The organism is Methylobacterium sp. DB0501, assembly GCF_011043735.1.
Lineage (GTDB): Bacteria > Pseudomonadota > Alphaproteobacteria > Rhizobiales > Beijerinckiaceae > Methylobacterium > Methylobacterium alsaeris.
Map to the genome: position 1 here is coordinate 365,789 of NZ_JAAKGV010000001.1, position 14,060 is coordinate 379,848.

The following is a 14,060-nucleotide window of genomic DNA, read 5'->3' on the forward strand; positions in this document are numbered from 1 at the left end:
CCGCCTATATGCCGGGTCTCGACTCCTTCACTGCCCCGTCAGGTCCCATGCTGCCGCCCATCGACGAGATCGTCTCCAACTTCGAGTTCCTGGACGAGTGGGACGACCGCCATCAATACCTGATGGAGCTCGGCCGCAAGCTGCCGCCCCTGCCCGAGGAGGCCCATAGCGAGGCCAACCGGGTGCGCGGCTGCGTCAGCCAGGTCTGGCTCGAGACCCAGGTCGACCGCTCCGGCCCCGAGCCGCGGCTGCATTTCCGCGGCGACAGCGACGCCCACATCACCAAGGGCGTGGTAGCGGTGCTGATCGCCTTCTTCGACGGCCGCACCGCCGGCGATGCCGCCCGGGCCGACGCCCTCGGGCTGTTCCAGAAACTCGGCCTTTCCGAGCACCTGACGGCGCAGCGCTCGAACGGCGCCCGCGCGATGATGGACCGCATCCGGGCCGATGCGGAGGGCGTCGCGAAGGCGGCGTAACCGCGCCGCGCACCCAAGACCGCACCGCCCACCCTTGCGGCGGCGGCCCCGGGACGGCACATCCGTGCCCTGACGCCATCATCCGGGGAGCCGCATGACCCTTCGCCTGAGCCCGCCCGCCGCCGCGCCGACGGCGCCAAGCCGGCCCGTCACCGTCACGGTCCATGGCCGCGCGGTGACCGACCCCTATGCCTGGCTCAAGGCGGAGAACTGGAAGGACGTGCTGAAGGATCCCGCCGCCCTGCCGGCGGAGATCCGCACCCTGCTGGAGGCCGAGAACACGTACGCGGAGGCCACGCTCGCCGGCACCACGGCGTTGCGCGAGACCCTGGTGGCCGAGATGCGCGGGCGCATCCGCGAGGATGACGGCAGCGTGCCGGACCTCGACGGGCCCTTCGCCTATTACACCCGCTACCGCGAGGGCGGGCAGCATCCCCTGGTCTGCCGCCGCCCGGCCGATCGGGTCGCCCCCGGCCTCGTCGGGGACCTCGCCGGGGAGGACCAGGAGAATTCGGGCGAGGAGATCCTGATCGACGGCGACCGGGAAGGGGAGGGGCACGCCTTCTTCAGCCTGGAGGGCGCCGCCCATTCCGACGACCACTCCCTCGTCGCCTGGAGCGCCGACACCAAGGGCTCCGAACTCTACACCATCCGGGTGCGCGACCTCGCGACGGGCCGGGACCTCGAGGACCAGATCCTCGCCACGACCGGCGACGTGGTCTGGAGCGCCGACCACAAGGCGTTCTGGTACGTCGCCGTCGACGAGAACCATCGCCCCGCGACCGTGATGCTCCACCGCCTCGGCACGCCGCAGAGCGACGACGTCACCATTTACGAGGAGGAGGATGCGGGCTTTTTCGTCGGCATCGGCGAGACCCAGTCCGGCGCCTACCTGGTGGTGACGGCGAACGACCACGAGACCTCGGAGGTCCACCTCGCCGACCGGGCGAAGCCCAACGGCCCCTTGCGGGTCGTGGCGCCGCGCGAGCACAAGCTGATCTACTCGGTCGAGCATCGCGGCGAAGAGCTGTTCGTCCTCACCAACGCCGACGGCGCCGAGGACTTCAAGATCGCGGTGGCACCGGTCGAGAACCCGGCCCGGGCGAACTGGCGCGACCTGATCCCGCACCGCCCGGGCGTGATGATCCGCTTCCAGCACGTGCTCGCCCGCCACCTCGTGCGGTTGGAACTGGAGAATGCCCGGCCGCGCCTGATCGTGCGCGACACCGAGAGCGGCGCCGAGCACAGCGTTGCCTTCGCCGAGGAGGCCTACTCGCTCGGTCTCTCGCCGGGCCACGCCTTCGACACCGATCTCGTCCGCTTCACCTACTCGTCGATGACGACGCCGGCGGAGACCTACGACTACCACGCGACGACCCGCGAGCGGACCTTGCGCAAGCGCCAGGACGTGCCGAGCGGCCACGATCCGGCCGCCTACGTGACCCGGCGGCTGTTCGCGACCGCGCCGGACGGGGAGCAGGTGCCGGTCTCGCTGCTGCACCGGCGCGATACGCCGCTCGACGGCACCGCGCCGCTGCTGCTCTACGGCTACGGCTCCTACGGTTCGCTGATGTCGGCGGCCTTCCGCACCAACCCGCTCTCGCTGGTCGATCGCGGATTCGTCTACGCCATCGCGCATGTCCGCGGCGGCACCGAGAAGGGCTGGCGCTGGTACCTCGACGGCAAGCGCGAGAAGAAGCCCAACACCTTCTCGGACTTCGTCGCCTGCGCCCGCGCCCTGATCGAGGCCCGCTATACGGGGGCCGGCCGCATCGTCGCGCATGGCGGCAGCGCCGGCGGCATGCTGATGGGGGCGGTGGCGAACCTCGCGCCCGAACTCTTCGCCGGCATCGTCGCCGACGTGCCCTTCGTCGACGTGCTCAACACCATGCTGGACGGCGAATTGCCCCTCACTCCGCCGGAATGGCCGGAATGGGGCAATCCGGGCGCCGACCTCCAGGCCTTCGAGACCATCCTGTCCTACTCGCCCTACGACAACGTCGCGGCCAAGGCGTATCCGGCGATCCTGGCGCTCGGCGGCCTCACCGACCCGCGGGTGACCTACTGGGAGCCGGCGAAATGGGTCGCGCGCCTGCGCGCCACCATGACGGGGGGCGGGCCGGTGCTGCTGCGCACCAACATGGAAGCTGGGCATGGCGGCGCGGCGGGCCGCTTCGACCGGCTCGAGGAAGTGGCGCTGATCTACGCGTTCGCGCTCGCGGCGGTGGAGGCTTGAGCTCAAGTCCCGGAACGCAAAAAACCCTCCCCCCTCTTCACGGGAGGGTTCCCGGCGGAGCCGGGCGGGAGAGGGGCGGCGCGACGCTGTTTCAGGGGGCGCCCTTCACGACGACCCCGCCATATCCGGAAGCGGCGTCCCCTCTCCCGGCTCGCTTCGCTTCGCCAACCCTCCCCGCGGAGCAGGGAGGGGGTTCAGGCCGCGGTCCTCACACCGGCCGCATCGTGCCGCCCGTCCCGACATGCCGGCTGCGCAGCCGGAAGGCCAGGACTAGCATGAACGCCCCGAAGGCGATGGCGTAGCCGCCCATCCAGTAGGTCAGCACCAGCAGCGACAGGCCCGGGCTGGCGATCAGGGCGATCGCGAACAGCACCGACAGCGCACCGCCGATCCCCAGCCACCAGCGGCCGTGGTCGAGGTGGAGCCGGAAGGCGGCGGCGATCATCAGGGCGCCGGTCACGAGCGCCCAGGCGGCGATGAGGTAGACGAAGGCCACCAGCGCACTGCCCGGCATCAGGAAGGCGAGCACGCCGACCAGGACGTTGATCGCGCCCGCGGCCAGCAGATAGCCCCAGCGCTCGTGCCGCTCCGCCGCCCGGATCGCCGCGACGATCTCGGTGATGCCGTCGACCAGCATGTAGGCCGAGAAGAAGATCACCAGGGTCAGGAGCGTGGCGCCCGGCGCGATCAGCGCCACGACCCCGAACAGGATCGCGAAGACGCCCCGGAGCGCGATCAGCCACCAGTTGCGGGCCAGCGCCGCGCTCATCGCGTTGAGACGCGCGAACGGATCCGGCGCGCTGCCGTAGGGAGAGGCGCCGCCGGGCGCCGTATTCGGAAGGGGTGCAGCAGTACTCATGCGATCATCCTCCGAGGCGAGAGCCGCCAAGGTCCGGCCTACACAGGGTGAACGTCGCCGGAGCGCGGCCGTTCCGCATACCCGTGCCCGCGGCGCGCGAAACGGTTCATGAGCCCGCTTCATCCCGGATCCGTCCCGGCTTTTTTGCCGCAATGCGGAACCCGTCCCCCTGCCCCTGCGTCTTCCAGGCCGAGGCGGGCGCCTTGGCCCGGCCCCTACCCCGGGCCGTCGCGTGGAATTCACGACATGCTGGACGATCAGTCGCGGGCGGAGGCCCCGGTGGGACGGGACGCGCCGCCCTCCGTCGTGACGCGAGCGGATGCGGCGCGCGACGCCAACACGCGTGCCTTGCAGGAGAACACCCGCGCCTTACGCGAGCACGCGCCTCAGGATGAGGGATCGGGTCGGGATCCGGAATCGGACGAGAAGAATTCGGACGATCGGGGCGACGAGGGCAAGCGGAAGAAGCCGGGCCTGGTCCGGCGCCACCTGCTGTGGTTCGTCCTCGGCGCAGTCGCGCTGCTGCTCGTGGCCGCCGGCGGCTACTGGTACTGGCTAACCTCCATCCACCCCTACGAGAGCACCGACGACGCCTTCGTCGATGCGCGCCAGTTCGCGGTCTCGCCGAAGGTGTCGGGCTACGTCACCGCCGTGCCGGTGACCGACAACCAGCACGTCGAGGCCGGCGCCGTGCTGTTCCAGATCGACAAGCGCGACTACGAGGTCGCCCTGCAGCAGGCGCGGGCGCAGATCCAGTCGGCGCAGGCCCAAATCCAGGGCTTCGAGGCCCAGATCCAGGCGCAGCTGGGGAGCATCCAGGAGGCCAAGGCCCAGGTCGAGCAGGCCAGGGCGGCTCTGCAATTCGCCAAGCAGGATGCGGCCCGCTACCAGGATCTCGCCCAGCGCGGCGCCGGCTCGGTGCAGCAATCGCAGCAATCGACCTCGAACCTGCAGCAGCAGCAGGCCAATCTCGACCGCGCCAACGCCGCCGTGACGGTGGCCCAGCGCCAGATCGGCTCGCTCCAGGCCCAGAGGGCCGGCGCCGAGGCGAGCCTCGCCCAGGCGCGGGCGCAGGAGGCCCAGGCGAAGCTGAACCTCGATTACACGACCATCACGACCGCCCAAGCGGGCCGGGTGGTGCGCCTGACGGGCGCGGTCGGGCAGTTCGCGCAGGCCGGGCAGGCGCTCAGCATGTTCGTGCCCGACGACATCTGGGTCACCGCGAACTTCAAGGAGACCCAGATCACCGACATGCGCCCGGGCCAGCCGGTCGACGTCGAGATCGACGCCTATCCGGATCACAAGATCACCGGCAAGGTCGATTCGGTCCAGCCGGGCTCCGGTACCGCCTTCAGCCTGCTGCCGGCCGAGAACGCCACCGGCAACTACGTCAAGGTCGTGCAACGCATCCCGGTGAAGATCTCGGTCGACAACTGGCCCAAGGACGTTTCGATCGGCCCCGGCATGTCGGTGGTGCCGACGGTGCGGGTCCGCTGAAGGGGGCCGTGCCGTGAGCGGTCAGAACCCCGCCGACAGCGCCGCCGGCGACCACAATCCCTGGATCATCGCCATGGTGGTGGCGCTCGCCACCTTCATGGAGGTCCTGGACACCACCATCGCCAACGTGGCGCTGCGCTACATCGCCGGCGGGCTGGCGGTCGGCCCCGACGAGGCGGCCTGGGTGGTGACGAGCTACCTCGTCGCCAACGCGATCGTGCTCACCGCGTCGAGCTTCCTCGCCAAGCGCTACGGCCGCAAGGCCTTCTTCCTGGCGGCGATCGCGCTGTTCACGGTGTCGTCGATCCTGTGCGGCTTCGCCTGGAGCCTGGAATCGCTGCTGTTCTTCCGGATCCTGCAGGGGCTCGGCGGCGGCGGCATGGCGCCGCTGGCGCAGTCGATCCTGGCCGATTCCTTCCCGCCGGAGAAGCGCGGCCAGGCCTTCGCCCTGTACGGCGTCGCCATCGTGGTCGCGCCCGTCGTCGGGCCGACGCTCGGCGGCTGGCTCTCCGACCAGTATTCCTGGCACTGGTGCTTCCTCATCAACGCGCCGGTCGGCGTCGTCGCCCTGTTCCTGATCTGGTGGCTGGTCCAGGACCCGAAATCGGCGATCGAGGAGAGGAAGCGCCTGCGCCGCGAGGGCGTGCGCTTCGACATCGTCGGCTTCATCCTGGTGGCGACCTTTCTGGGCTCGCTCGAGGTCGTCCTCGACGAGGGCCAGCGCAAGGACTGGTTCGGCTCGAACCTGATCGTGATCTTCGCCTGCCTCACCGTCGTGTCGTTCGTCGCGATGATCCCGTGGGAATTGAACCACAAGAACCCGGTCGTCGACCTGCGGCTGCTGGGCAAGCGGCAATTCGGCTCGTGCTTCCTGGTGATGCTCGCCACCGGCGCCATCCTGATCGCCACGACGCAGTTCCTGCCGCAGCTGTTGCAGGATTATTTCGGCTATACCGCCACCTGGGCCGGCCTCGCGCTCTCGCCCGGCGGCATCGTCACCTGCGTGATGATGTTCGTGATCGGCCGCGTCTCCGGCTACGTCCAGCCGAAATACCTGATCGCCACGGGGGCCACCATCATCGCCTTCGCGATGTATGATCTCACCAACCTCTACGGCGATCTCAATTTCGGATTCTTCGTCTGGTCGCGTGTCTATATCGGCATCGGCCTGCCGATGATCTTCCTGTCGATCACCGCCGCCTCCTACGAGGGAATCGGCAAGGACCAGACCGACCAGGCCTCGGCGCTGATCAACGTCGCCCGCAACGTCGGCGGCTCGATGGGCGTGTCGCTGGCCCAGAACATCCTGGCCTATCGCCAGCAATTCCACACCAGCCGGCTCGTCGAGCACGTCGTCCCGTCGGAGCCGGCCTACCAGGAGACCTTGCGGGCGGCGACGCAGTTCTTCTCGAGCCGCGGCGCCAGCGCCGTCGATGCCCAGAGCCAGGCGATCGCCTGGATCGGCCAGCAGGTCCAGACCCAGTCCGCGTTCCTCGCCTATATCGACGTGTTCTGGGCGCTCGCCGTGGTCTCGGCCTGCGCGGTGCCGCTGGCGATGATCCTCAAGAACGTGAAGCGCGGCGGCGAGGCGCCGGTGGGCGGGCATTGAGAGCGGGGCGACGTCCGGACTGCCCGAGGCTCCTCCCGACCCCACCCGCGACCTCGTCCCCACGCGCTGCTGCCTGCAGCACCCGAGGACGAGGTCGCGGGTGGGAACGATCGTCCAAACCGTGATCAGGTACCGAATCTTGGCCCCATCGGGATCGAAGCTCGTCGTCTACGCCGCGCTGGCCGGCAACCTCGCCATCGCCGTCACCAAGCTCGCGGCGGCGTCCTATACCGGCTCCGGGGCGATGTTCACGGAAGCCGTGCATTCCTTCGTCGATACCGGCAACCAGGGCCTCCTGCTCTACGGCATGCGGCGCGCCGCCCGGCCGGCCGACGACAGCCACAATTTCGGGCACGGGCTGGAGCTGTATTTCTGGTCCTTCGTCGTCGCCCTGCTGATCTTCACCCTCGGGGGCGCCTACGCGGTCTACGAGGGCGTCGAGAAGCTGCATCACCCGGAGCCGATGACCGCGCCCTGGGTCAATGTCGGGGTGATCGCCCTGTCGGCGGTGTTCGAGGGGCTGTCCTTCCGCACGGCGCGGCGCGAGATGCGGGCCCGCTTCGCCCGCGAATCGCTCTGGACGGCGGTCACCCGCAGCAAGGACCCGGGTACCTTCGCGATCATCCTGGAGGACGGAGCGGCGCTGATCGGCCTCGGGCTCGCACTCGCCGGCGTGGTCGCGAGCGGCTTCCTCGGCCGTCCCGAAGGCGACGGGATCGCCTCGGTGGCGATCGGGCTCCTCCTCATCGCCACGGCCGGCGTGCTGTTTCGCGAGACCCGCAGCCTGCTCACCGGCGAGAGCGCCTCGCCGCGGGTGATCGCGCAGGCGCGAGAGATCCTGGCCGCCGATCCCCGGGTGATGCGGATCGAGCGGATGCGCAGCCTGCAGCTCGGCCCCGGCACGGTGCTGCTCGCCGTCACCCTCGACCTCGCGCCGCGCCTCACCGGCGACGAACTGCGCCGCGCCACTGCCGACCTGCGCGCCGCGATCCGCCACGGCCTGCCGGGCGTCGCCCACCTCTATTTCCAGCTGCCGGTGCGGGAGCACGAGGACCGGCAAGGAGCCGACGGAGAGGCGCGCGAAAGATCGGTAAAAAAACCCTGAACGAGCCGGAACCGACCGGCGCATCCCTCGTTGATGCAGTGTCCGAGGGGCCGGGCCGTCCTGCCTGCGCGCCTCCCCCGTGGCCGCTTCGCTCAAGCTGAGGCCAGGGGATTGGGATCAGGGGAGCTGGCTCAAGGCCGCAGGCGGCGCTTCGTTGGGCCTGCGGGTGTCGATCTGCTCCGCGATCGCCGCGACCGGCTGATACTGGTCGAGGCGCTGGTCGATCATGCCGTCGAGGCGGTCATAGACCTCGGCGACCGTCAGGCTGCGCGTCTTCCGGCCCTCGCGCCGAAAAAACAGCGAGCGATTCGCCCGCGCGGCGGCCCGGAACGAGGCCTGTGCCGGCTGGTGCGGCTTCTCGACCGTCATCTCCATGAACTTGCCGGCACTCGCAGCGCCCAAGAAATGGGCGAAGTAGCATTCCGTGGGCTTCAGGTCGCGCCCGAGGCGCTGCTCGACCCGGGTGCGGTCGCGCTTCATCATCTCGCCGGCCATCAGGCTCGCCACGTAGGGGTCGCGGCGAAGCGCCAGCACCCGGCGCCGATCGGCCTCCTTCAACACCACCAGGGTGCCGCCACGCTTCTCGATCAGCTCGGCCTCGGCCGCGAAGCCGTGCTTGGCGCCGAAAGAGCGCAGCAATTCGAGCCAGGTCCCGGTGAGGAACTGGAACAGCCCCTCGGCCGTCGAGGTCGCGGCCCGGACGCTCGGCTGGAAGCTCGATTCCTTGTCGGCCAGAGCCATCAGGTACACGGGATCGACATCCGCCTCGCGGGCGGCCCGCACGATGGTCTCGACCAGCGTCCGCGGTACCTTCTTGTCGCCGAAGATCACCCGGCCGTCCTCGGTCTCCTCCGGCAGGGCGGCCACTTCGGGCAGGGCGAGGTCCTGCGGCGGGGACATCTCCGGAAGCGGGGAAGCCGACTGAGGAAGAGGAGCCTCCGGGAACAGCGACGCCTCCCGAGACGGCGACGCCTCTTGCGGCAGCGACGCGTCCTGCGGCAGCGCGGTCCCGGCGCGGGCGGCCTCACCGAGGCTCGCCGCCTCCGGCGCCGTGCGCCCCTGGACCGTCTCGTGGATCTCGTCCCGCATCTCCCGACGCAAGCGCTCGAGATCGCCCCGGATCAGCGCGGCGGTGCTGGGACTCTCCTCCACGAGGGCCGGGCCCGGCCAGTCCGGCATCGCCCCGCGGGACGCGGCGGGCGCATGGGGGGCCGAGAAGTCGATCCGGTCATGCGCCTCCGCCGCCGGGGCGACGGCGTCCTGCGGCAGGCAGGCCGCGAAGGCGACGCCGACCGCCAGGGCCGCGGCGGTCTTGCGGGCGAGCGAGGCAGCCAGGGAACCGGTGCGGCCGCGCGCTCTCGAATGATGGCCTTCGCGGGCGGTCAGCCAGCGGATGGTGTCGGTGCCCGCCTCGGGCACGAGTCGGCCAGCGTCGTCGGCGCAGGGCGCCGGCTCCGGGTAAACCCCCATCTCCAACCTTTTGTCCTTGGCGCGGAACCGGTCCTGTGGTGCCGCGCCGTTGCTTCGCTCATCCGCACCTGTGGCCGCCGGGTGTGTCCATAATGGGACGAGGCCGGGGCAGGCCCGGGGGCGATTTCGCGGCGCGGCTTCCGGCCCGGGATGTTAGATCCCGGTGTGAGACCCTCCGGGGCGACCGGAAGCACACGAAAAAATCGCGCACCCGCCGGAACCAAATACTCCCCCGGGCATTTCCAGTCGCCACGCGGAAGTAGAGCGAACGATTGCTCCATCGCCCCGTCCGGGGTCCGCGGGCCTTGAAGAGGACATTCCCTACCGATGAGCATGCAGCCCGGTCGGCGCGTCGGCGTCGCTTTCGTCGGGATGGGGGGTGCCGTCGCCACCACCGCCATCGCCGGCATCGAGATGATCAAGTCCGGCTCGAATCGTCTCGATGGTCTGCCCCTTGCGGGCCATGCCGTCGCCGGGATGGTCGGGTACAAGGATCTGGTCTTCGGCGGCTGGGACCTCAACGGCGACGATCTCGGCGCCGCGGCGGCCGGGCATGGCGTCCTGACCAAGCAGGACATCGAGAACGGCGCCCAGGTGCTCAACGGCATGAAGCCGTGGCCGGCGGTCGGCAGCGCCAAGTTCTGCAGGAACATCGACGGCGGCAACCGCATCGTCGCCAAGGACCACCGCGAGGCGGTCGATTGCATCGCCGGCGACCTCAAGCGCTTCCGCGAGGAATCGGGCGTCGACGACGTGGTGGTGGTCAACCTCGCCTCGACCGAGCGCTGGCCCGATCTCGACGACCCGACGCTGAACTCGGCCGCCGCCTTCGAGCGCGGCCTCGATTCGAGCGACGAGGCGATCAGCCCGGCGATGCTCTACGCCTACGCGGCGATCAAGAACGGCATCCCCTACGCCAATTTCACGCCGTCGGTCGCCGCCGACGTGCCGGCGCTCGTCGATCTGGCCCGGCAGATGAACGTCCCGGTCGCCGGCAAGGACGGCAAGACCGGCCAGACCATGATGAAGACGGTGCTGGCCCCGGCGCTCAAGTCGCGGGCGCTCCACGTCGACGGGTGGTTCTCCACCAACATCCTCGGCAACCGCGACGGCCTGGCCCTCAACGACAAGGACTCACTCCAGTCCAAGCTCAACACAAAGGGCACGGTGCTGGATTCGATCCTCGGCTATCCGGTCGAGGATCATCTGGTCCACATCCACTATTACCGCCCGCGCGGCGACGACAAGGAGGCCTGGGACAACATCGACGTGACCGGCTTCCTCGGCCAGCGGATGCAGATCAAGATCAACTTCCTCTGCAAGGATTCGATCCTGGCCGCTCCGCTGGTGATCGAGATCGCCCGCGTCCTCGACCTCGCCAAGAAGCGCGGCGACGGCGGCGTGCAGGAGCAGCTGTCGCTGTTCTTCAAGGCGCCGATGGTCAAGAACGGCCACGGCCCCGAGCACGCCTTCGGCGCGCAGGAGCGCATGCTGCTCGACTGGCTCGGCGTCCACTAGGGATGGCCGACAGCCAAATCGCGGCGGGCGGGGCTCATGCCCCGCTCCACGCCCCGCGTGCTTTGCGTGAGCTTCTCGTGGAGCTCAACGACATCAAGCGCGTCCGGTCCGCCGGGCGCGACGGCTCGATCGCCGAGCGGCTCTTCCTCCAGGCCTGGGCGGCGCTGACCGGCGGCGCCGATCCCGCGACGCTCGCCCTCGACATCACCGCCAAGGCGCTGGCCGCCTCGCGCCTCGGCGACCTCGACGCGGCCTTCCTGTCCGTCGCCGGGCTCTCGCAGGCCCAGGCATCCGCCGTGCTGGTGCGGGGCTTCGATGAGGTGGCGGGGCCGCTCGATCCCGCCCTCGCGGGGGGCCTGCGGGCTTGCCTCACCGCGCCGCGGGACTGGAATCCCGGTCCCCTGCCGCATTTCGCCCTGCTCCAGGCCGACCAGCCGCGGGCCGGCGTCACCTGTCCCGGCAAGCCGCGCATCCTGCTCGAACCGCCGGAGAACCACGCCGAGCATTGCCTGACGGTGGCGGTCTACGGCGTGGCGCTGAGCCCGTTCTACGGCGCCGACCCGACCACGGTCTTCGTCGCAGGCCTGGCCCATCACCTGCACAACGCACTGATGCCGGATGCCGGCTTCACCGGCGAGATCCTGCTCGGGGACCATCTCGATGCGGTCATCGCGACCTTGAGCGAGCGGGCCCTGTCGGAACTGGACGAGCCGTTGCGCGGTCTCGTCGCCTCGTCGCGAAGGATCCTGGCGGACGACCGCACGGCGGAGGGCCGGGCCTTCCACGCCGCCGACGTGATCGACCGGGTGCTGCAGATCGCCCAGCACCTGCGGGCGGCCTCGCTCACCATGGACACGGTGCTGGGCGAGATGGCCCTCGTGCATGACGGCCCGGTGAAGGGCTTTCACGACCGGGTGCTCGCCGACATGCGGCTGCCGTGACGAGGATGGCGGACACCCTCGGGGGTCCGCACGTCCTCGCAGGGCCGAACGTCCTTGGGCGTCCGCGCCCGTGCTCTATCTCACGTCAGTAGCCTGCCGCAGGGCGGGCGCCGCGAGGAAACGCATCCGTGATCCCGTTCGGGCTCCTCTCGCCGGTCACCGGCGAGGCGCTGCACCACGATACGCCCCATTCCCTGCGCGAGGGCAAGCGCGGCCCGCGCTGGCCGGTGGTCGACGGCATCCCCTACCTGCGGGTCGGCCGCGACGGCCTGATCGGGGAGGTGCTGGGCCATCTCGACAAGGGCGCACCGGGCCACGCCCTCGAACTCCTTCTCGCCGACCAGGACGATTGGTGGACCGGGCCGAAAGCCGATCCCGCGGCCCTGCGCGGCCTCGTGCGCGAGATGAAATACGTCTCGCTGCGCGAGGCCTGCGCCCGCCTCGGCTGGGGCCGGGTCGGCGACTATTTCGTCCATCGCTGGACCGACCCGACCTATCTCGCCGGCCTCGCCCTGCTGGAGGCACACTGGAACAAGCCTGCTTGTGCCTTCGAGCTGGCCTGCGGCATCGGCCACTACCTGCGCGAGCTGCAGGGGCGGGGCGTGCGGGTCTCGGGCGGCGACGTGGTCTTCGCCAAGCTCTGGGTCGCCCGCCACTGGGTCGCCGGCCAAAGGCCGCAGCTCGTCTGCTTCGACGCGGCCTCGCCGCACTGGCCGATCGACCAGGCGCCGGTCGACCTCGTGATGTGCCACGACGCCTTCTACTTCCTCCCCGAGAAGGCCCGCATCCTCGATTGCTTGCGAAAGACCGCCGGTGAGGAAGGCTGGCTGGCGTTGAGCCACGTCCACAACAGCGCCCGGCCGGGCTTCTCCGCCGGCCACGCGGTCTCGGCGGCCGAGATCGAGGAGCTGTTTCCCGACGGGCTCGTCTACGACGACGACGAACTGACCCGCGCCCTCGTCGAGGCCCGCGCCCCGGTCCCGGCCGAGCCTGCCGCCCTCGACCATGTCGAGGCCTTCTCGGTCGTGTGCGGTCCCGGCATGCGCCCGGCACCCCGCCCGCTGGTCGATGGGCTGACCCTGCCGCGGGAGGGGGCCGCCCTGCGCCTCAACCCGCTCTACCGGCCGGACCCCGCCGGCGGCTCCACCATCGCCTGGCCGTCCGAGCGCTACCGCGACGAATACGCGCCCCGCGCGACCTATCCGCTGCATTCCGAGGGCCCCGAGACCCTGGAGATGACGCCCGAAACCCTCGACCGCGCCCGCATCCGCGAGTTCGTCGACCTGCCGGAGCGCTGGTGATGCCGGACTCGATCGGCTGGGGCATCGTCGGGTTCGGCTGGGTCGCCCAGGACTTCATGGCGCCGGCGATCCGGGAGGCCGGCCACCGCCTCGTGGCGGTCTGCGATCCCGGGGCCGACGCCCGTGCCGCCGCCGCCGATCTCGGCGCGCGGGGACACGCGGACCTTGCCGGGCTCCTGGCCGAGCCGGAGGTCGAGGCGGTCTACGTCGCGACCCCGAACCACCTGCATCGCGGCGCCGTCGAGGCCCTGGCGGCCTCGGGCAAGGCGATCCTGTGCGAGAAGCCGATGGCGGCGGCGTTGCCCGACGCCGAGGCGATGGCGGCGGCGGTGGCCCGGACCGGCATCCTCTACGGCACCGCCTTCGACCAGCGCCACCATCCGGCCCACCGGCTTCTTCGCGACGAGATCCGCGCCGGCCGGGTCGGCACCGTGACGGCGATCCGGATCGTCTATGCGTGCTGGCTCGACCGGGGCTGGACGGCGATTCCGGGTCAGCAGAACTGGCGCATCGACCAGGCCCAGGCCGGCGGCGGCGCCCTCATGGACCTCGCCCCCCACGGCCTCGACCTGACCGACTTCCTGCTCGACGAGCCGATCCTCGACGTCACGGCGCTGACCCAGGCGAGGGCGCAGGACTACGCCGTCGACGACGGGGCGCTGTTGATCGGGCGCACCGGCTCCGGCATCCTGGCGAGCCTGCACGTCGCCTACAATTGCCCCGATGCGCTGCCGCGCCGCCGCCTCGAGATCGCCGGCACCGGGGGCCTCCTCGTGGCAAGCGACACGATGGGCCAGGAGGCGGGCGGGAGCGTCGCCTTTATCGACGGCGCCACGGGCGAGACCGTCCCGCTCCCGTTCGACCGCGAGGCCTCGCCGTTCCTGGAGCAGGTGCGGGCCTTCGGGCGCTCGCTCCGCGATCCCGCCGGGCGCGACGCCTGGTCGGCCGAGCGCGACCTGCACACCATGCGGCTGCTCGCCCGCGCCTACGCCGCGTCGCCTTCGCGGCATCCCGCCCAATCCCCCGTCATGCCGGCCGCCTGAGGCCA

11 protein-coding genes are annotated in these 14,060 nt (G+C 70.6%); 9 read left to right on the plus strand and 2 right to left on the minus strand.

Annotation, left to right across the window (positions count from 1 at the left end; genetic code table 11):
- Window positions 1–47: 47 nt before the first annotated feature.
- Both G4G93_RS01720 and G4G93_RS01725 read left to right on the plus strand, forming a co-directional pair.
- Window positions 48–476: a SufE family protein gene (locus G4G93_RS01720; RefSeq protein WP_165080655.1), complete on the plus strand. Its 429-nt coding sequence runs from the start codon at window positions 48–50 to the stop codon at window positions 474–476.
- A 94-nt stretch (window positions 477–570) separates the two neighbouring features.
- Window positions 571–2,712, plus strand: coding sequence for a S9 family peptidase (locus G4G93_RS01725; protein WP_165080657.1), 2,142 nt, complete (start codon window positions 571–573; stop codon window positions 2,710–2,712).
- A gap of 208 nt (window positions 2,713–2,920) precedes the next feature.
- Here G4G93_RS01725 and G4G93_RS01730 read toward each other — a convergent pair whose 3' ends face one another.
- Window positions 2,921–3,571 carry an HdeD family acid-resistance protein gene (locus G4G93_RS01730; RefSeq protein ID WP_165080659.1) on the minus strand — a complete coding sequence of 217 codons (651 nt, stop codon included), beginning with the start codon at window positions 3,569–3,571 and terminating at the stop codon, window positions 2,921–2,923.
- 246 nt (window positions 3,572–3,817) lie between these two features.
- Here G4G93_RS01730 and G4G93_RS01735 point away from each other — a divergent pair, with 246 nt between their 5' ends.
- From G4G93_RS01735 to G4G93_RS01745, 3 genes are all read left to right on the plus strand, one after another.
- The gene (locus G4G93_RS01735; RefSeq protein WP_165080661.1) at window positions 3,818–5,068 is read left to right on the plus strand and encodes an HlyD family secretion protein; all 1,251 of its coding nucleotides are present in this window, start codon (window positions 3,818–3,820) and stop codon (window positions 5,066–5,068) included.
- Between the two features lie 73 nt (window positions 5,069–5,141).
- On the plus strand, window positions 5,142–6,677 hold the full coding sequence (locus G4G93_RS01740) for a DHA2 family efflux MFS transporter permease subunit (RefSeq protein ID WP_206289477.1): 1,536 nt from the start codon (window positions 5,142–5,144) through the stop codon (window positions 6,675–6,677).
- Window positions 6,678–6,816: 139 nt separating this feature from the next.
- Window positions 6,817–7,782: a cation diffusion facilitator family transporter gene (locus G4G93_RS01745; RefSeq protein WP_165080665.1), complete on the plus strand. Its 966-nt coding sequence runs from the start codon at window positions 6,817–6,819 to the stop codon at window positions 7,780–7,782.
- Window positions 7,783–7,899: 117 nt separating this feature from the next.
- Here the strand turns inward: G4G93_RS01745 and G4G93_RS01750 are convergent, their stop codons facing one another.
- A complete protein-coding gene (locus G4G93_RS01750) occupies window positions 7,900–9,252 on the minus strand; it encodes a transglycosylase SLT domain-containing protein (protein ID WP_246736470.1) in 1,353 nt (450 codons plus the stop codon).
- Between the two features lie 327 nt (window positions 9,253–9,579).
- On the opposite strand from G4G93_RS01750, the gene G4G93_RS01755 reads away from it, so the two are divergent.
- The 4 genes from G4G93_RS01755 (at window position 9,580) to G4G93_RS01770 (ending at window position 14,055) form a co-directional block, all read left to right on the plus strand.
- Window positions 9,580–10,770, plus strand: a complete 1,191-nt coding sequence (locus tag G4G93_RS01755) for an inositol-3-phosphate synthase (protein ID WP_165080667.1) — start codon at window positions 9,580–9,582, stop codon at window positions 10,768–10,770.
- A 2-nt stretch (window positions 10,771–10,772) separates the two neighbouring features.
- The gene (locus G4G93_RS01760; protein ID WP_165080669.1) at window positions 10,773–11,711 is read left to right on the plus strand and encodes an HD domain-containing protein; all 939 of its coding nucleotides are present in this window, start codon (window positions 10,773–10,775) and stop codon (window positions 11,709–11,711) included.
- Between the two features lie 128 nt (window positions 11,712–11,839).
- Entirely contained in the window at window positions 11,840–13,012 is a 1,173-nt protein-coding gene (locus G4G93_RS01765) for a bifunctional 2-polyprenyl-6-hydroxyphenol methylase/3-demethylubiquinol 3-O-methyltransferase UbiG (RefSeq protein WP_165080671.1), read from the plus strand.
- Window positions 13,012–14,055 carry a Gfo/Idh/MocA family protein gene (locus G4G93_RS01770; protein ID WP_165080673.1) on the plus strand — a complete coding sequence of 348 codons (1,044 nt, stop codon included), beginning with the start codon at window positions 13,012–13,014 and terminating at the stop codon, window positions 14,053–14,055. The genes G4G93_RS01765 and G4G93_RS01770 overlap by 1 nt, the downstream gene beginning before the upstream one ends.
- Window positions 14,056–14,060 lie beyond the last annotated feature (5 nt).

Bases quoted from the DNA above. Each gene is read 5' to 3' on its own strand.
- G4G93_RS01720 (WP_165080655.1), top strand. From the start codon at position 48: ATGCTGCCGCCCATCGACGAGATCGTCTCCAACTTCGAGTTCCTGGAC.
- G4G93_RS01725 (WP_165080657.1), top strand. From the start codon at position 571: ATGACCCTTCGCCTGAGCCCGCCCGCCGCCGCGCCGACGGCGCCAAGC.
- G4G93_RS01730 (WP_165080659.1), bottom strand. From the start codon at position 3,571: ATGAGTACTGCTGCACCCCTTCCGAATACGGCGCCCGGCGGCGCCTCT.
- G4G93_RS01735 (WP_165080661.1), top strand. From the start codon at position 3,818: ATGCTGGACGATCAGTCGCGGGCGGAGGCCCCGGTGGGACGGGACGCG.
- G4G93_RS01740 (WP_206289477.1), top strand. From the start codon at position 5,142: ATGGTGGTGGCGCTCGCCACCTTCATGGAGGTCCTGGACACCACCATC.
- G4G93_RS01750 (WP_246736470.1), bottom strand. From the start codon at position 9,252: ATGGGGGTTTACCCGGAGCCGGCGCCCTGCGCCGACGACGCTGGCCGA.
- G4G93_RS01755 (WP_165080667.1), top strand. From the start codon at position 9,580: ATGAGCATGCAGCCCGGTCGGCGCGTCGGCGTCGCTTTCGTCGGGATG.
- G4G93_RS01760 (WP_165080669.1), top strand. From the start codon at position 10,773: ATGGCCGACAGCCAAATCGCGGCGGGCGGGGCTCATGCCCCGCTCCAC.
- G4G93_RS01770 (WP_165080673.1), top strand. From the start codon at position 13,012: ATGCCGGACTCGATCGGCTGGGGCATCGTCGGGTTCGGCTGGGTCGCC.